General features: G+C 71.8%; 15 protein-coding genes. 7 read left to right on the top strand and 8 right to left on the bottom strand.

What is annotated here, in order from left to right:
• Window positions 1-26: 26 nt before the first annotated feature.
• Window positions 27-515: a transcriptional regulator BldD gene (bldD, locus tag F1721_RS18785; protein ID WP_010311046.1), complete on the top strand. Its 489-nt coding sequence runs from the start codon at window positions 27-29 to the stop codon at window positions 513-515.
• Between the two features lie 118 nt (window positions 516-633).
• Here bldD and nusB read toward each other — a convergent pair whose 3' ends face one another.
• The 3 genes from nusB to F1721_RS18770 form a co-directional block, all read right to left on the bottom strand.
• Window positions 634-1,065 carry a transcription antitermination factor NusB gene (gene nusB / locus F1721_RS18780; protein WP_150068016.1) on the bottom strand — a complete coding sequence of 144 codons (432 nt, stop codon included), beginning with the start codon at window positions 1,063-1,065 and terminating at the stop codon, window positions 634-636.
• A gap of 42 nt (window positions 1,066-1,107) precedes the next feature.
• Window positions 1,108-1,674, bottom strand: coding sequence for an elongation factor P (efp, locus tag F1721_RS18775; RefSeq protein WP_150068015.1), 567 nt, complete (start codon window positions 1,672-1,674; stop codon window positions 1,108-1,110).
• 83 nt (window positions 1,675-1,757) lie between these two features.
• A complete protein-coding gene (locus F1721_RS18770) occupies window positions 1,758-2,867 on the bottom strand; it encodes a M24 family metallopeptidase (protein ID WP_150068014.1) in 1,110 nt (369 codons plus the stop codon).
• A gap of 115 nt (window positions 2,868-2,982) precedes the next feature.
• Between F1721_RS18770 and F1721_RS18765 the strand changes: the two genes are divergently transcribed.
• The gene (locus F1721_RS18765) at window positions 2,983-3,501 is read left to right on the top strand and encodes a methylated-DNA--[protein]-cysteine S-methyltransferase (RefSeq protein WP_150068013.1); all 519 of its coding nucleotides are present in this window, start codon (window positions 2,983-2,985) and stop codon (window positions 3,499-3,501) included.
• Window positions 3,502-3,506: 5 nt separating this feature from the next.
• Here the strand turns inward: F1721_RS18765 and F1721_RS18760 are convergent, their stop codons facing one another.
• Window positions 3,507-4,181 carry a spermine/spermidine synthase domain-containing protein gene (locus F1721_RS18760; RefSeq protein ID WP_150068012.1) on the bottom strand — a complete coding sequence of 225 codons (675 nt, stop codon included), beginning with the start codon at window positions 4,179-4,181 and terminating at the stop codon, window positions 3,507-3,509.
• 104 nt (window positions 4,182-4,285) lie between these two features.
• On the opposite strand from F1721_RS18760, the gene F1721_RS18755 reads away from it, so the two are divergent.
• Both F1721_RS18755 and F1721_RS18750 read left to right on the top strand, forming a co-directional pair.
• Window positions 4,286-4,963, top strand: coding sequence for an alpha/beta hydrolase (locus F1721_RS18755; RefSeq protein WP_150068011.1), 678 nt, complete (start codon window positions 4,286-4,288; stop codon window positions 4,961-4,963).
• Between the two features lie 172 nt (window positions 4,964-5,135).
• Window positions 5,136-6,314 (top strand): beta-1,3-glucanase family protein, encoded by a 1,179-nt coding sequence (locus F1721_RS18750; RefSeq protein ID WP_211840523.1) that lies wholly within the window; start codon window positions 5,136-5,138, stop codon window positions 6,312-6,314.
• Here the strand turns inward: F1721_RS18750 and F1721_RS18745 are convergent.
• Complete coding sequence (locus tag F1721_RS18745; RefSeq protein ID WP_150068238.1) at window positions 6,289-7,644, bottom strand: MFS transporter; 1,356 nt, start codon at window positions 7,642-7,644, stop codon at window positions 6,289-6,291. The two genes, F1721_RS18750 and F1721_RS18745, sit on opposite strands and share 26 nt — an antisense overlap.
• Between F1721_RS18745 and F1721_RS18740 the strand changes: the two genes are divergently transcribed.
• A complete protein-coding gene (locus F1721_RS18740; RefSeq protein ID WP_150068009.1) occupies window positions 7,643-8,608 on the top strand; it encodes a GlxA family transcriptional regulator in 966 nt (321 codons plus the stop codon). The genes F1721_RS18745 and F1721_RS18740 overlap by 2 nt on opposite strands.
• Window positions 8,609-9,030: 422 nt before the next feature.
• On the opposite strand, the gene F1721_RS18735 is transcribed toward F1721_RS18740, so the two are convergent.
• The 3 genes from F1721_RS18735 to F1721_RS18725 form a co-directional block, all read right to left on the bottom strand.
• Window positions 9,031-9,702, bottom strand: a complete 672-nt coding sequence (locus F1721_RS18735) for a DUF4232 domain-containing protein (RefSeq protein ID WP_246155128.1) — start codon at window positions 9,700-9,702, stop codon at window positions 9,031-9,033.
• A 74-nt stretch (window positions 9,703-9,776) separates the two neighbouring features.
• A complete protein-coding gene (locus tag F1721_RS18730; RefSeq protein ID WP_150068008.1) occupies window positions 9,777-11,510 on the bottom strand; it encodes a hydantoinase B/oxoprolinase family protein in 1,734 nt (577 codons plus the stop codon).
• Window positions 11,507-13,603 carry a hydantoinase/oxoprolinase family protein gene (locus F1721_RS18725; RefSeq protein ID WP_150068007.1) on the bottom strand — a complete coding sequence of 699 codons (2,097 nt, stop codon included), beginning with the start codon at window positions 13,601-13,603 and terminating at the stop codon, window positions 11,507-11,509. The genes F1721_RS18730 and F1721_RS18725 overlap by 4 nt, the downstream gene beginning before the upstream one ends.
• A 149-nt stretch (window positions 13,604-13,752) precedes the next feature.
• Here F1721_RS18725 and F1721_RS18720 point away from each other — a divergent pair, with 149 nt between their 5' ends.
• Both F1721_RS18720 and F1721_RS18715 read left to right on the top strand, forming a co-directional pair.
• Window positions 13,753-14,394 (top strand): GntR family transcriptional regulator, encoded by a 642-nt coding sequence (locus tag F1721_RS18720; RefSeq protein WP_246155126.1) that lies wholly within the window; start codon window positions 13,753-13,755, stop codon window positions 14,392-14,394.
• 522 nt (window positions 14,395-14,916) lie between these two features.
• The gene (locus tag F1721_RS18715) at window positions 14,917-16,260 is read left to right on the top strand and encodes an MFS transporter (protein WP_150068006.1); all 1,344 of its coding nucleotides are present in this window, start codon (window positions 14,917-14,919) and stop codon (window positions 16,258-16,260) included.
• The last annotated feature ends 7 nt before the right edge of the window (window positions 16,261-16,267 follow it).

Genomic DNA, 16,267 nt, shown 5'->3' with positions numbered 1-16,267 from the left:
GGGGCGAACGAACGGAGAAACGCCACATGGGCGACTACGCCAAGGCGCTGGGCAGCAAGCTCCGCGCTATCCGCCAGCAGCAGGGTCTGTCGCTGCACGGCGTCGAGCAGAAGTCTGGCGGGCGGTGGAAGGCCGTGGTCGTCGGGTCCTATGAGCGCGGCGACCGTGCGGTGACCGTGCAGAAGCTGGCCGAGCTGGCCGACTTCTACGGGGTTCCGGTCGCGGAACTGCTTCCGGAGGGGCGGGTGCCGTCCGGCGCCGAGCCCGCCACCAAAGTCGTGATCAACCTGGAACGGCTGCAGCAGCTGCCCGCCGAGAAGGTGGGCCCGCTGGCCCGCTACGCAGCAACCATCCAGAGCCAGCGCGGTGACTACAACGGCAAGGTGCTGTCCATCCGCACCGAGGACCTGCGATCCCTGGCCATCATCTACGACATGACGCCAGGTGAGCTCACCGAGCAGCTCATCGACTGGGGCGTGCTTCCCCCGGAGGCCCGCCCGGCCCGCGAGGAGTGAGAACTTCCGCACAACGCGAAGGGCACCTCCACCGCGCAGGTGGGAGGTGCCCTTCGCGTTCGGCCGCGAGCACGACGAAGGGCGCCTCCCGCCGGGAGGCGCCCTTCACGCGTTCGTGCTAGTCCTGCTGGACGGTCTTGCGGAGGCGGTTGCCGATGCCCGCGATGCGGCCGAGGACGCCGTTGACGAACCTCGGCGAGTCGTCCGTGGACAGCGCCTTGACCAGCTCCACCGCTTCGTCGATCGCCACCGCCGGGGGGACGTCGTCGCTGCGCCACAGCAGCTCGTAGAGGCCCAGCCGCAGCACCGAGCGGTCCACCGCGGGCATGCGGTCCAGCGACCAGCCCTCGGCGTGCTGGGTGAGCACCTCGTCGATCCGCTCGCGGTTCTCCGTGACGCCCTCCACCAGGGTGACCGTGTACTCGGCCACCGGCGGGACCTCCGGGGAACCGATCCGGTCGGACAGCAGCGTCACCGCGTCCACGCCGCGCTGGTCGGCCTCGTAGAGGAAGTCCACCGCGCGCTTGCGCGCCTTGCTCCGTGAACCCACCTCACACCCTCTTCCCGGCCGCGGTGGCCGACGGGCAGGCGCTCATTTGCTGCTGACGCGGCTGAGGTACCGGCCGTCGCGCGGGTCGACCTTCACCTTGTCGCCGGTGTTGAGGAACAGCGGCACCTGGATCTCGGCGCCGGTCTCCAGCTTCGCCGGCTTGGTGCCGCCGGTGGAGCGGTCGCCCTGCAGACCCGGGTCGGTGTGCTCGACGACCAGCTCGACGGAGGCGGGCAGCTCGACGTAGAGCGGGTTGCCCTCGTGGCGGGCCACGACCACGGCGCTGTTCTCCAGCATGTAGTTCGCCGCGTCACCGACCACGTCGGGCGAGATGCTGACCTGCTCGTAGGTGTCCGGTTCCATGAACACGTAGTCGTTGCCGTCGAAGTAGAGGTAGGTCATCTCGCGGCGGTCGACGTTCGCGGTCTCCACCTTCACCCCGGCGTTGAAGGTCTTGTCCAGGACCTTGCCGGAGAGCACGTTCTTCAGCGTGGTGCGCACGAAGGCCCCGCCCTTGCCGGGCTTGACGTGCTGGAAGTTCACGACGGACCAGAGCTGGCCGTCGAGGTTGAGCACCATTCCGTTCTTCAGGTCGTTCGTGGATGCCACGTGGGGATCTTCTCCTGTGGTGATGGCTTCGGGCGTGTTCCGCCGGATCGCGATTCCGGCGGTGTCGGCGCACCTGACGTGCGTCAGACAGCGACGAGCTCCTTCGTCGTCAAGGTGAGGAGCTCCGGCGTGCTGGGACGCACGACCAGCGTGTCCTCGATGCGGACCCCGCCCCGCCCCGCCAGATAAACGCCAGGCTCGACGGTGACCGCCATCCCGGCGCTGATTCTACCGTCTCCCCGCTGCGACAACGTCGGTGCCTCGTGGATCTCCAGCCCGACGCCGTGTCCGAGGCCGTGCAGGAACTGATCGCCGTACCCGGCGTCCTCGATCACCTTCCGCGCCGCGGTGTCCACTTCGCGCACGTCGGCGTCGACCTGGACCGCGGCCCGACCGGCGGCCTGCGAGGTGCGCACCAGCTCGTAGATCTCGCGCTGCCAGTCGGCGGGCTTGCCCAGCACCACGGTGCGGGTCATGTCCGAGTGGTAGCCGTCGACCAGCGCGCCGAAGTCCATCTTCACGAAGTCCCCGGCGGTCAGCACCGCGTCGGTCGGGCGGTGGTGCGGCACCGCGGAGTTCGCCCCGGCGGCGACGATCGTGGCGAACGACGGCCCGGCGGCGCCGTGGTCCAGCATCCGCGCGTCCAGCTCGCGGGCGACCTCCAGCTCGGTGCGGCCGGGGCGCAGCCCGCCGTGCTCGATCAGGTCGGCCAGCGCCCGGTCGGCGGCGGCGCAGGCCATCCGCAGCGCCTCGATCTCGATCTCGTCCTTGACCAGCCGCAGGTGCTCGACGTGCCCGGGCGCGCGCACCAGCTCGGCCTCGCCCGCGGCGTCGGCCAGCACGTCGCGGCGGTCCACGGTGACGTGCTGGCTCTCGAACCCGACGCGCCGGTGCTCGGCGGCCGCCGCGCCGATCCGCTCGGCCAGGGTCAGATCGCTCGCCCGGTCGATCACCCGCTCCAGGTCCGGGACCTGGTGCTCGGCCTGCGTCAGGTAGCGCCCGTCGGTGCAGAACACCGTCCGCGACTCGGCACCCGGCTCGTCGGCGGCGTGCACCACCAGCGCGGCGTTGGACCCGGTGAAGCCGGTGAGGTAGCGGATGTTGAGCAGATCGGTCACCAGCATCGCGTCCAGCTCCTGCGCGCGGAGGCGGTCGCGGAGGGCTTGCCGTCGGTGGGAGTGCGCTTCGGACATGTTCCGGAGCCTAACGCTCGGACCAGTGGGCGGACCTGGTCAGCTCGAGGTCGGCGGGAAGCCGCCACGACCTTGTGCGGACCGCGTTGTCGGTGCTGAGCGCTAGTGTTCGTGCATGTCGCTGTCGTGGAGCGTGGTGGCGAGCCCGGTCGGAGAGCTGACCGTGGTGGCCGGTGCGTCCGGGGTGCGCCAGGTCGCCTTCGCCGGGCCGGACGCGGTGCTCGGCGCCTACGAGGAGGAGCTGAGCCGGGACACCGGGATGGCGGTCGAGGCCGCCCGGCAGCTCGACGAGTACTTCGCGCGCGACCGCCACGAGTTCGACGTCCCGATCGAGTGGGAACCGCTGGAGGGCCTGCGGTTGCACGTGCTGCGCACCCTGTTCGAGCTGGTTCCGTTCGGGGAGACGGTGAGCTACAAGCGGCTGGCCGAGCTCTCGGGGCGCCCGGAGGCCTCGCGCGCGGTGGGCACGATCATGGGCAGCAACCCGGTTCCGGTGATCGTGCCGTGCCACCGGGTGCTGGCCAGCGGCGGCGGGCTCGGCGGCTTCGGCCCGGGGCTGGAGGCCAAGCGGCGCCTGCTGGTGCTGGAGGGAAGCCTCGAACCGAGCCTGCTGGAGCTGGACCTGCTCGGCTGAGCGCCTCACCGGGCCGGGACGGCCCCGCGGACGGCGAGGAAGAGGTGGTAGGTCGTCTCGTGCTGGCCGAGCCGGACCGGGATCGCCAGCTCCTCGCAGTTGCCGAAGACCTCCTGCAGCGCACCGCGCAGCGCCGGTGAGGTGTCGGCCGACCAGATCGCCAGCGTGCCACCGGCGGTCAGCTTCTCCCCGCAGCGGGCGAGGAATTCGCCGCGGTAGATCGCGGAATTGGCGTCGTAGACGAGGAAGTCGGGGCCGTTGTCCACATCCAGCAGCACGACGTCGAACGCGCCCGGAGGCTGAGCGGCGATCACCTCGGCCACGTCGCCGACGTGGCAGCGCACCCGGTCGTCGCGGATCGCCGCGGCGGTGTCCGGCACCAGGCCGTCGCGGTGCCAGCCGAGCAGCTCCGGTTCGATCTCGACCACGTGCGCCTCGCGCACCCGCGGATCGGCCAGCACCTCCCGCAGCGTGAAGCCCAGCCCCAGCCCGCCGATCAGCACCCGCAGCTCCGCCGCGTCCACCGCGCGCAGCGTGGCGGTGGCGAGTTCCCGTTCGGTTTCGGTGTGCGCGGTGTCCATGACGAACACGCCGTTGACCCGGAGCTCCAGCACGTCACCCCGGCGCAGCAGCGCCAGTTCGCCCCGCTCGGACTCGCCGCGCGCGACTAGTTCGGCCATCGAGGCCACGGTAGCCAACACCGCGGCCGCGATCCGCATCGCCTCACGCCCGCTTCACCCGCCGCTGGGCAAGATCGCCCGGCGGTTCGGCGCGAGGGGGACGCATGATCGGACGACGGCTCTTCCTGGCGGGCCTGGCGGTCACCGCGACCGCGGCGGCGGGCACCCGGCAGCAGGTGCGGCTCGAACTGCCCGCGCCGACCGGTCGGCACCGGGTCGGCGTCACCGACTTCCACCTGATCGACGGCTCCCGCCCCGATCCGCGGGCGCCGGAGAAGCCGTACCGCGAGCTGATGGTGACGGTTCGCTACCCGGCGCAGCGCGTCGGCGGCCACCCGGTGGCGCCGCACATGACGCGCGCGCTGGCCGAGCACTTCGCGCACACCGCCGCCCGGGGCACCGTGGCGATCCCGCCCCGGATCCCGGTCGGCTCCGTCGACTGGGCCGCGACGCCGACGCACTCGCACCGGAACGCCCCGGTGGAGCTCGGCAGCGGACCGCTGCCGGTCCTCCTCTGCTCCCCCGGGCACCTGATGTCGCGCGCCTTCGGGGCGCTGCTCGCCGAGGACCTCGCCAGCCACGGCTACGCCGTGGTCTGCCTGGACCACACGCACGACCCGACCGAGGTGGAGTTCCCCGGTGGCCGCATCGAGGTGAACCGGCAGGCCGACCTACCCCCAAGTCCGCTTCACGGCCTGGTCCAGGGGCCGCACGAGCGCACGCCCCCGGGTGACGACTGGCGGGATTCCGGGGTGTTCCGGGAAATGCGGGAATCGCGGTAGGGATATCCCCCGGTGGGGCCGGAAGGCGTCGAGGCCTCGGATTTGTCCGGAAATGACTCGCCGGTTGGGCCGTTTCGAGCAGGGGTCGGCGGCGGTTCGGCGCAGCGGGCGTTGGTGGGGGCGTCCCCAGAATTGTGGCCCTCCGAACCGATTCCGACCGAAGGGATGCGCCGTGCTCAGCAGAAGGTCCTTCCTCGGCGGTGTTTCCGCCGCCGCCCTCGCCGTGCCCGCCCTCGGCGGCCTGGCCACCTCGCCCGCGTTCGCGCTGGGCGGTCGCCGCGCGCCGGACGTCCCGCTGCCGCTGACGATCGTCAACCGGAGCGGGCAGTTCGACAACGCCTCCATCCACGTCTACGTCGTCGGCGTCAACCTCGACACCGGCGAGCAGTCCCGGGTCACGCCGGAGGGGCAGCTGGTGCCGGTCTCGGAGTCCGACAACGGTTCCGACGGCTTCGCCGACTACGCCATCCCGCTGCAGGGCAGCGGCGACACCGCGCTGAACCTGCCGAGCATGTCCGGTCGGATCTACTTCGCCCTCGGCGACAAGCTGAAGTTCAAGGTCGTCACCGGCGGCGACGGCAAGCCCGCGCTGCAGTACCCGGCGGGCTGGGTGGACAGCGACCCGAACTACGGGATCCTGCACGACACCGTGGAGTTCACCCTCAAGGCCGACGGGATGTACTGCAACACCACGATGGTCGACATGTTCAGCGTGCCGCTGTCCATCCACCTGCAGGGCGCCGCCGACCAGACCACCGGCACGGTGCCCGCCGGCGGCCGGGAGCGGATCCTCACCGGCGTCGCCGAGCACCCCGACTTCGCCGGGCTGCGCCAGGACGACCTGCGGGTGATCGCGCCCGGCCACGGGCTGGACCTCGGCAAGTTCCCGGACACCTACTACGACGCCTACATCGACGAGGTCTGGTCCAAGTACCAGGGCACCCAGCTGCGGGTGGACACCGACAACGGCAAGGTCTTCACCGGCCAGGTCTCCGGCGACACCTTCAACTTCGACGGCGGCGTGCAGCCCATCGGCCGCCCGTCCACGCGGGACGTGCTGTTCTGCGACGGCGCGCTGGCCGCCCCGAACGACGGGATCACCGGGCCGGTCGCGGCGATCCTCGGGGCGGGCTTCAACCGCTCGATCCTGCTGGACTCGGCCGACCAGCCGGGCACCGACCCGGCCACCTTCTACCGGCACGACATCACCAACCACTACTCGAAGGTGATGCACGAGAACACCGAGGACGGCAAGGCCTACGGCTTCGCCTTCGACGACGTGGCCGGGTTCGCCTCCTACGTCCAGGACAACGCGCCGACCTCCATCACCGTGACGCTGACCCCGTGGTGACCCGCTCCGGCGCGCGGCGCCGGATCGACACCGAGAAGGCCGTCGCCAGCAGGCACAGCAGGCCCGCGCCGTACCAGGCCGCGGCGTAGTCGCCGAACTGGTCGCGCACCACGCCCGCGATGCTGGCGATGGCCGCCGCGCCGATCTGGTGGGAGGCGAAGACCCAGCCGAACACCACCGACGCGCGCGGGCCGAAGTGCTCCCGGCACAGCGCCATCGTCGGGGGCACGGTGGCCACCCAGTCCAGCCCGTAGAACACCACGAACAGGACCATCTCCGCCCCCACCGAGGGCGCGAACAGCTGCGGCAGCACGAACAGCGAGATGCCGCGCAACGTGTAGTAGATGGCCAGCAGCAGCCGCGGGTTGACCTTGTCGGTGAGCCAGCCGGACAGCACGGTGCCCGCCACGTCGAACACGCCGATCACGGCCAGCAGCCCGGCGGCGGTGGTGGTCGGCATCCCGTGGTCGTGCGCGGCGGGCACGAAGTGCGTGTTGACCAGTCCGTTCGTGCTCGCCCCGCAGATCGCGAAACCACCGGCCAGCAACCAGAAAGCAGGCGTGCGGGCGGCGTCGCGCAGCGCGCGCAGGGCGGCGGCGGCCGGATTTCCGGTCACGCGCGCGGGTTCCGGCTCGTCCCCGGTCGCGCCGTAAGCGGTCGTCCCCGCGCTGGCGGGGTATTCGCGCATCACCAGCCACACCAGCAGGGCGACCAGCAGCGCCGTGGCGGCGATGGTCAGCGAGGCGACCCGCCAGCCGAGCTGCTCGACCAGGACCGCCGCCAGCGGCAGGAACACCAGCTGGCCGGTCGCGCTGCCCGCGGTCAGCACCCCGCTGACCAGGCCGCGCCGCGCCACGAACCACCGGTCGACCACAGTGGACACGAAGGCCAGCGCCATCGACCCGGTGCCCAGGCCGACCAGCAGCCCCCAGCAGATCACCAGCTGCCAGCTGGCCGTCATGAACACGGTGAGCCCGCTGCCCGCCGCGACCAGCGCCAGCGCGGCCACCGTGACCCGCCGGATGCCGAAGCGGACCATCAGCGCCGCGGCGAACGGCGCGGTCAGCCCGTAGAGCAGCAGGTTCAGCGAGACCGCGGCCGAGATGACGCTGTGCGGCCAGCCGAACTCCTCGTGCAGCGGATTCATGAACACGCCGGGCACCGACCGGAACGCAGCGGCACCCACCAGGGCGACGAAGGCGACGGCCGCGATCCACCACGCCGGGTGGACGCGCCGCGCGGAGACAGTGCTGATCACCCGACCAGCGTCGCCAAGACGACGACGCCGAACCAGTGGCCGGAGGGACAATATGTGAGAAGATCCGGCCATGGCCACCGCTCAGCACCGCATCGCCGTCCTGGGACTGCCGGACGTCATCGGCTTCGACCTGGTGATCCCGTCGCAGATCTTCGTCGGCGCCCGCGACGAGGACGGCATCCCGCTCTACGACGTCCAGGTGTGCAGCTTCGACGGCGGCCCCATCCCCACCACCAGGGGTTTCGCCATCCTGCCCGGGGCCGACCCGGACTTCCTGACCGCGCCGGACACGCTGGTCATCCCCGGCACCCACCTCGAGGGGCCGCGCACCGACGGCAGCCTCGACCCGCAGCTGGCCGACTACCTGGCCGGGCTGCCCGCCCGCACCCGGATCATGTCGATCTGCACCGGCGCGTTCGTGCTCGCCGCGACGGGCATGCTCGACGGCCGCCCGGCCACCACGCACTGGAAGTACGCGGACGACTTCCGCCGCCTGTACCCGAAGGTGGACCTGGACCCGGACGTGCTGTTCGTCGACGACGGCGACGTGCTCACCTCGGCCGGGGTGGCCGCCGGGATCGACCTGTGCCTGCACGTGATCCGCCGCGACCACGGCAGCGAGGTGGCCAACCGCGCGGCCCGCTCCAGCGTGGTGCCGCCGTGGCGGGAGGGCGGCCAGGCCCAGTACATCGAGCGTCCGGTGCCCGCCCCGTCCGGCAACGGCACCGCGGCGACCCGCTCCTGGCTGCTGGAGCACCTCGCCGAGCCGCTGACGCTCGATCAGATCGCCGCGCACGCCGGGACCAGCGTGCGGACCTTCACCCGCCGGTTCCGGGACGAGACCGGCACCAGCCCGATGGACTGGCTGCTCCAGCAACGCCTGGAGCACGCCCGCTACCTGCTGGAATCCACCGACCTGCCGATCGACGCGGTCGCCGAGCGGGCCGGGCTGAGCACCGCGGCCTCGCTGCGCAAGCACCTCCGCCACCGGCTCGGCACCAGCCCGGCCACCTACCGCCGCACCTTCCGCTCCTGACCGCCCCCGGCGCCCACCCCGACCGCAGTTTCAGTTGAAACTGCGGTCCCCCACGCACGGGGACTGCAGTTTCAGTTGAAACTGTGCCTCCCGCGGAAGCATCGCCCCCGACACGCCGACGCCTGTGCACGATCCCCACGATTTCAATGGAAATCAGAGGTCCGATTTCCATTGAACTTGTTCATCCTGTCCGCGGACCGCAGCCGCGGAGGACGACCGGCACCGATCGGCAGGTGTCGCACGTGCATACCCCCCCTCGCAACCGGCACCGCCACAGGTTCTCAGCGTTCGCCTGGCGAGGACGGCCCAACTGCCGTGTATCAGCCATACATCAAGTTGGTCGCCCGGAGTCCAGGCGGGCGCTGAGGTTCCGTCACCAGGCACCGCCGCGCAATACGAGGCTGGAAAACCTCAATGAAATCTCACTGGGTGACACCGGCCTGGATGGTCTGCACCGTGAGCTGGTGACCGGGGATCCCGTTGCCCGCGCAGCCGTTCCGCTCGTGCTCGAACGGGATGAACATCGAGGCGGTCTCCTGCGGCGGGTAGATCCGCAGGCCCTTGGCGGGCTCCATCCGGCACTCGCCGGAGTCGTAGTTCTCCACGGTGGTGTACTTGATCATCGCCGAGGCCTTGCCGCCCGGCTCCAGGTTGATCTCCTCGCCCTTCTTGCCCTCGCGGAACGCGGCCTCGCCGATCTGGTGGCCGTCCTCCCCGCCGACGTAGGACACCCCGGGGAAGCCCTGGAGCACGCACGAGCGGTCGCTGGAGTTGGTGAAGATCAGCGGCTGGTAGGTGCTCCCGGCGGCCCCGTCGCTCTCGCCGAAGGACAGCTTGAGATCGGCGGCCTTGCACAACGGATCGCCGGTGCGCCCGTTCTGCTGCAGGGCAGCGCTCGTGGTCGACCCCTCGCCGGTCGTCCCCTGGGCCTCCCCCACCGGCGAATCCACCGCGCTGGTACCGGAATCCTCCTGGACGGTCGGCGGCAGGGCGTTGTTCACCGTGCTCTGCTCGCCCGACCCGCCGGGGCTGCACGCGGTCAACCCGACCGCCAGCGCCGCCGCCGTGACCGCGAGGAACTTCGCCCTCATCATCGTTCCCACCTCTCCTTGCACCGTCTTCCGATCAGTAGACGCCCGGTGCGCGGAAAGGTTGCGCTGAAATCCGGTCAACCACCGGATCGGCGCGGCGAGGCCGACCGCACGCGGTAGGACTCCGGTGGCCGCACGAGCGCGTCGGGGTCACCTGTGTACTCGACGTCGACGCCGTACTCGTCCCGGGCCGCGGCGATGCTGATGTAGCCGTTGACCACGTCGTCGAGCACCTTCTCGACCGGCCGCGCGCGGGGATCGCCGTAGCCCCCGCCGCCCGGGAAGCGCAGCCGCACCACGGCATCCGGGGCGAGCCGGACCAGCTGCTTGCGCGGCAGGTCCGCGCCGGTGCGGACGTCGGCGAACTCGCCGGGCGCCCCGGCCGAACCGGATTCCGCCCCCGGCGCGGGGAAGTCCACCCGGTCGATGTTGGCGTTGACGGTCCACTCGTGCCCGCCGTGCCGGGTGACCTCCACCACCTGCCCCAGCCCGCCGCGGAACCGCCCCGCACCACCGGAATCCGGCCGCAGCTCGCGGCACCGCTGCACCAGCGGCGTCAGGGTCTCCAGCACCTCGGTGGGCGCGGCGCGGACGCCGGTCGGGAAGCCGGTGGTGCTCAGCCCGTCCTTGTCCGGCCGCGCCCCGGTGCCACCGGCGCCGAAGACGGTGAGCGTGAACGGTCGCGGCTCGTCGATCCCGCCGCCCCGCCACACCGTCATCCACAGCGCGTCCGCGCTCATCGCGGGCAGCCCGCCGGGAACCGCCGGTCGCAGCGCCTCGAACAGCAGGCTGGGCAGGAAGTGCCCGATCAGGTGCCGGGACGCCACCGGTGCCGGGTCGACGCAGTTGAGCACCGAACCGCGCGGCGCGGTCACCTCCACCGGGCGGAACGACCCGGCGTTGTGCGGCACCTCCGGGGCCAGCGCGGCCTTGATCGCGAACGAGGTGTAGGCGCGCGTGTAGTTGAGCACCACGTTGATGCCGTGCGGGGACTGCGGCGACGAGCCCGAGTAGTCGATGTGGACGGTGTCGCCGGAGACCTCGGCGGTCACCGCGAGGTGGATCGCCTCCCCGTCGAAGCCGTCGGAGTCCGCGCTCGCCGAGTACCGGCCGTCCGGGATGGCCCGCAGCGCGGTGCGCAGCGCCTGCTCCGAGCGGCGCATGATCTCGGCGGCGACCTGGTCCACGCCGTCCAGCCCGAACTCGTCGAGCATCCGGTCGAGGCTGCGGATGCCCACCTGGTTCGCGGCCACCTGCGCGTAGATGTCGCCCATCGTCTCGTCCGGGGTGCGCACGTTGGCCCGGATCAGCCGTTCCAGCGTGCGGTCGGGACCGTCGGCGGTGCGCAGCTTGAGGATCGGCAGCCGCAGCCCCTCCTCGAATACCTCCGCCGCCGCGGCGGACAGGATGCGCCCGCCGATGTCGGGCGAGTGGCAGCAGCTGGCGAACCACGCGATCAGCCGCCCGTCGCGGAACGCCGGGGTGGCCACCGTGATGTCGTTGATCTGCCCGGAGGTCATCCACGGGTCGTTGGTGATCAGCACGTCGCCGTCGGCGAGGGACTCCGGCGGGTGCTCGGCGACGATGTGCCGCATCCCGGTCGCCATCGCGTTGATGTGGCCGGGGGTGCCGCCGCTGGACTGCCCGACCATCTCGCCCGCGGAGTCGAACACCGCGCAGGCCAGGTCCAGCGATTCCCGCACCACCGGGCTGAACGCGGTGTTGACCAGCGCGGCCTGCTGCTCGTCGAGCAGCGAGTGCAGCCGGTTGGCGACCAGTCCGACGACCACCGGGTCGACGCGTTGGCTCATCGGGCACCTCCGGGGTTGAGCTCGACGACGATGCTGCTGTCGGCTTCGACCGCGCACCGGGCGCCGGGCGGCACGAGCAGGGTCGCTTCCCGCTCCTCCACCAGCGCTGGCCCTTCGAGCACGGTCCCGGGGCGCAGCCGGTAGCGGTCGTAGACCGCCGTCGGCACGTATCCGCCCGGGGCGAAGTAGGCGTCGCGGTGGCCGAGCAGCGCACCCGAACCGTCCGAAGTGGAGTCGAATCCGAGCCGGGCGCGCGGGCGCGGACCGCTGGCGGTGACCCGCCAGGTGAGCAGCTCGGGCTCGACGCCGGTCGGTGCGACGGTGCCGAAGCGCTGCGCGTACTGGTCGCGGAAGGCGGCCAGCACCGCCGCGCGCCAGTCCGGCACGTCCGGCGGCGGGACGGGCACCTCGATCTCGCTGCCCTGCCCGACGAACCGCATCTCCAGCGCCCGCTCGCACCGGACGTCCACTTCGGACACCCCGGAGCCGACCAGGACTTCGGTGCCCTCGCGCGCCATCTCGGCGAACAGCGCGGCGGCCGCGTCCAGGTCGAGATCGCCCAGCAGCGCGTGCCGCGAGCGGACGATGTCGATCGACATCGGCGCGGACAGGAACCCGAGTGCGCTGAGCACCCCCGCCGCCGGGGGCGCGACCACCGCGGGCGCACCCAGCGCCCGCGCCACGCCCGGACCGTGCAGCGGCCCGTTCCCACCGGAGACGAAGACCGGCAGCCGCGCCGGGTCCTGGCCCCGCTCGATGGCGTGCACGCGAGCCGCGTTGGCCATGTTCTCGTTGGCCGTCGTGTGCACGCCCCACGCCGCTTCCGCCACGGAAACGCCCAGCGGATCGGCGATCTGCTCCTTGAGCGCGGCCTCCGACGCGGCGGCGTCCAAGTGCATCTCACCGCCGAGGAACCGGGCCGGGTCGAGGTAGCCGAGCACGACGTCGGCGTCGGTCACGGTGCACCGCGTCCCGCCGCGGCCGTAGCAGACCGGACCGGGCTCCGACCCCGCCGAGTCCGGTCCGACGGTGATCAGCCCGAGCGGGTCCACCCGGGCGACGGACCCGCCGCCGGTGCCGATCTCGATCATGTCGATGACCGGCGCGCGCACCGGCAGGCCCGACCCGGCGCGCAGCCGGTACACCCGGTCCACCTCGAAGGTGTGGGTGATCAGCGGCCGGTCGCGCTCGACCACGCAGAGCTTGGCGGTGGTCCCGCCCATGTCGAAGGCCAGCTGGTCGGGGCGCCCGGCGGTGCGGCCGAAGGCGACCGCGCCCAGCGCCCCGCCCGCGGGCCCGGACTCCAGCATCCGGATCGGGAAGCGCCGGGCCGTCTCCAGCGCGGCGACGCCCCCGTTGGACAGCATGATCAGCGGATCGGTGCCCACCCCGCAGCGGCGCAGCCGCTCCCGCAGGTCGGCGAGGTAGGTCTCCACCAGCTGCTGGACGTAGACGTTGGCCAGCGTGGTCGAGCTCCGCTCGTACTCGCGGATCTCCGGGTTCACCTCGCAGGACAGCGCCACCCGCAGCTGCGGGGCGACCTCGGCGAGCACGTCCCGGGCCTGCCGCTCGTGCGCGCCGTTGGTGTGGCTGTGCAGGAAGCACACGGCCACCGCCTCCACCCCGGCCGCGGCGAGCTCGACGCCCAGCCGCCGCACCGCGGCGACGTCCAGCGGGGTCAGCACCGCGCCGTCGGCCCGCATCCGCTCCGGCACCCCGAACCGCAGGTGCCGGGGCACCAGCGGGCGGGGCAGTTCGAGGCCGAGGTCGTAGAGCTCGTAGCGGTGCTCGCGGCCCATCTCGACCACGTCGCGGAAGCCCTCGGTGGTCAGCAGCGCGGTGCGCGCGCCCCGGCGCTCGATCAGGGCGTTGGTCACCAGCGTGGTGCCGTGCACGACGGTGGTGATGGCCGCGGGGTCCAGCCGGTGCTCCGCGAGGGTCTGCCGCAGCACCTCCTCCACCGCGGCAGCCGGTTCGCGGTGCGTGGTGAGCGTCTTGCCGACGGCGACGATCCCGTCGTCGTCGACGATGGCCATGTCGGTGAAGGTGCCGCCGATGTCCACCCCGACCCGCAGCGGACGTGGGTCTGTCATGGGAATCCTCCGGTTCGACTGCAGCGCCCGGGACATCGGGAGCGTACGGAATCGTCAGACGATCTGGCAACGGATCGTCCGACGATCGGCCGCCGAAGACCGGACTCCCGGGTAAGATCGAGGCCTGGGACGGCAGAGAGGACCCCCGAGTGACCGACTCCAGCGGCGCCGCCAGCCGGGTGGCCGACGCGCTGCGCACCCAGATCGCCGCGGGCGAGCTGGTGCCCGGCATGCGGCTGTCCGAGGAGCGGGTCAAGCAGGCGCACGGGGTCTCCCGGAGCACCCTGCGGGAGGCGTTCCGGCTGCTCATCCGGGAGCGCCTGCTGGTCCACGAGCTCAGCCGCGGCGTGTTCGTCCGGCAGCTCACCCGGCAGGACGTCGCCGACCTCTACGAGGTCCGCCGCGTCGTCGAATGCGCTGCGCTGCGGCACATCCGCAGCCTGCACCCGGCCGGGCTGCGGCGGGTCTGGGCCGCGATCAAGGACGGCCGGGAGGCCGCCGAGCAGGGCCGCTGGGACGCCGTGGCGGCGGCCAGCATCCGGTTCCACGAGGCGCTCGTCGCGCTGGCCGGGAGCCCGCGGCTGGACGCGCTGGTCAGCGAGGTGCTCGCCGAGTTCCGGCTCGCCTACGCGCACATGCGCGACACCCAGGTCTTCCACGCGGCCTTCCTGAAGCGCAACGCCGAGATCGCCGAAGCGCTGGGCTCGGGTGACATCGAGGCCGCGGCGGACCTGCTGGACGCCTACCTCGTGGACGCCGAGAGGGCCCTGCAGGACCACTTCGTGGACTGATCGCCCGCCAACTCCGCGATTTCATTGAGGTTTTTCCAACCTCGTTCTGAGTGGCGGTGCCGGTAGCGGAACCTCAGCGCCCGCCTGGACTCCGGGTGCCCTGACTTATGTATGACCCGATACACGGCGTCAGGGCCGTCCTCGCCGGAAGGAACCCCGGAGGGGTGGGCACCGTGAACCCGCGGCTGTGCCGGTTGCGAGGGTGGGTTATGCGCCTGCGGCGCGTGCGACACCTGCCGACCGGTGCCGGTCGCCCTTCGCAGCTGCGGTCCACGGACAGGATGCGATTTCAATGGAAATCAGAGGTCCGATTTCCATTGAAATCGGACAGGTGGCCGACACGCGCCGGTGTGTCGCGGCGGAGACACGTCGACCGACGAATCCCGACCGGACCGCGTCTCGGGTGTTGTGAATCGTCAGACGAACTCCTAGAGTCGGCGCACGCTCCCGCAGCGGCTCCGAGCCGCCCGGAGCACCAGAACGAGCTGCGCACCTCGCTCCCCGAGCCAAGGAGCAGTCCTCATGGCCACCACCTCCCTCGATCCCGGCAAGCAGCGGCTGACCCCACCGGCGAAGCGCGCGGTGAAGGGCGCCTGCTTCGGCTTCTTCGTCGACTACTTCGACATCTACCTGCCGGTCGTCGCGCTCACCCCCGCGATCGCCTACTTCCAGCCGCCGGACACCGCGCCCGCCGTCGCCGCCACGCTCTCCTACATCACGCTCGCGCTCACCCTGATCGGCCGCCCGCTGGGTGCCATCGTCTTCGGCCGCATCGCCGACATCACCGGGCGGCGCCGGGCCACGCTCGTCGCGGTGGCCGGGGCCGGGACGTGCACGCTGCTCATGGGCCTGCTGCCCGGGTACGCGACGATCGGCTGGCTGTCGATCGCGCTGGTCCTGCTGCTGCGGTTCGTCGGCGGGGTGTTCATGGGCGGCGAGTACTCCAGCGCGAACCCGCTGGCGATGGAGGCCAGCCCCAAGCGCCTGCGCGGCCTGGTCGGCGGGCTCATCGCGGCGGCCTACCCGCTGGGCTACATCGCGATCTCCCTCGTGGTCGCGCTGACCTTCCAGTTCGCGCCGACCGGGGGACTCGACTCCCCCTACGTGCAGTGGGGCTGGCGCATCCCGTTCTTCGTCGGCGCCGCGCTGTCGGTGTGGTTCCTGCTCTACTTCCGCAAGGTCGAGGAGTCCGACGCGTTCAAGCAGGAGCAGCGCACCTCGGCGGTGAGGAAGTCGCCGCTGAAGGAGCTGCTCACCGGCGAGCACCGGCGGAAGCTGCTGCAGGTTCTGCTGATGATGACCGGGATGTGGTTCACCGTGCAGGCCACCCTGTCGGCCACCCCGGCGCTGCTGTCCGCGGTCATCGGCCTGCCGAGCTCGGCGGTGAACACCGGCCTGCTGGTGGCCAACGTGTTCGTCGCCGCCGGGTACCTGGTGATGGCACAGCTCGGCCAGCGCTTCGGCAGGCGGCGGATGCTGGTGCTGTCCGGGGTCTGGACGGTCCTGCTGGTGCCGGTCGTGTTCGCCACGATGGTCCGGTCGGCGACCGCGGCGGCCGCCGACGGCAGCAGCGTGCTGCCGACGATGGTCTGGGCGACGCTCGCGCTGGTGCTCACGGTGTCGCCGTGGGGCATCGTGTCCACCTACATCATCGAGCGCTTCGCCACCGGGGTGCGCGCCTCGGGCTACGGCATCGGCTACAGCCTCGCGGTGATCGTCCCCGGCTTCTACGCCTTCTACATGATCGGCCTGGCGAACTTCATGCCCTACGAGTACACCCCGATCGCGCTGATCGTCCTCGGCGGCGCCCTCGCCGCGATCGGCGCGCTGCGCGGCCCGGAGACCCGCGACGCCGACCTCACCTGACCGGAGG

Origin of the sequence: Saccharopolyspora hirsuta (assembly GCF_008630535.1) — a bacterium.
In the GTDB taxonomy this organism is placed as follows: domain Bacteria; phylum Actinomycetota; class Actinomycetes; order Mycobacteriales; family Pseudonocardiaceae; genus Saccharopolyspora; species Saccharopolyspora hirsuta.
Note: the sequence above shows the minus strand (reverse complement) of the source record. Positions and strands in the feature narration are given on the sequence as shown.

What these genes read in the sequence shown, in the direction of transcription:
- F1721_RS18760 (WP_150068012.1), bottom strand. Translation starts at nt 4,181, where the DNA reads ATGGCCGAACTAGTCGCGCGCGGCGAGTCCGAGCGGGGCGAACTGGCG.
- F1721_RS18770 (WP_150068014.1), bottom strand. Translation starts at nt 2,867, where the DNA reads ATGTCCGAAGCGCACTCCCACCGACGGCAAGCCCTCCGCGACCGCCTC.
- F1721_RS18740 (WP_150068009.1), top strand. Translation starts at nt 7,643, where the DNA reads ATGGCCACCGCTCAGCACCGCATCGCCGTCCTGGGACTGCCGGACGTC.
- F1721_RS18735 (WP_246155128.1), bottom strand. Translation starts at nt 9,702, where the DNA reads ATGATGAGGGCGAAGTTCCTCGCGGTCACGGCGGCGGCGCTGGCGGTC.
- F1721_RS18730 (WP_150068008.1), bottom strand. Translation starts at nt 11,510, where the DNA reads ATGAGCCAACGCGTCGACCCGGTGGTCGTCGGACTGGTCGCCAACCGG.
- F1721_RS18715 (WP_150068006.1), top strand. Translation starts at nt 14,917, where the DNA reads ATGGCCACCACCTCCCTCGATCCCGGCAAGCAGCGGCTGACCCCACCG.
- F1721_RS18755 (WP_150068011.1), top strand. Translation starts at nt 4,286, where the DNA reads ATGATCGGACGACGGCTCTTCCTGGCGGGCCTGGCGGTCACCGCGACC.
- F1721_RS18745 (WP_150068238.1), bottom strand. Translation starts at nt 7,644, where the DNA reads ATGGCCGGATCTTCTCACATATTGTCCCTCCGGCCACTGGTTCGGCGT.
- F1721_RS18725 (WP_150068007.1), bottom strand. Translation starts at nt 13,603, where the DNA reads ATGACAGACCCACGTCCGCTGCGGGTCGGGGTGGACATCGGCGGCACC.
- bldD (WP_010311046.1), top strand. Translation starts at nt 27, where the DNA reads ATGGGCGACTACGCCAAGGCGCTGGGCAGCAAGCTCCGCGCTATCCGC.
- F1721_RS18765 (WP_150068013.1), top strand. Translation starts at nt 2,983, where the DNA reads ATGTCGCTGTCGTGGAGCGTGGTGGCGAGCCCGGTCGGAGAGCTGACC.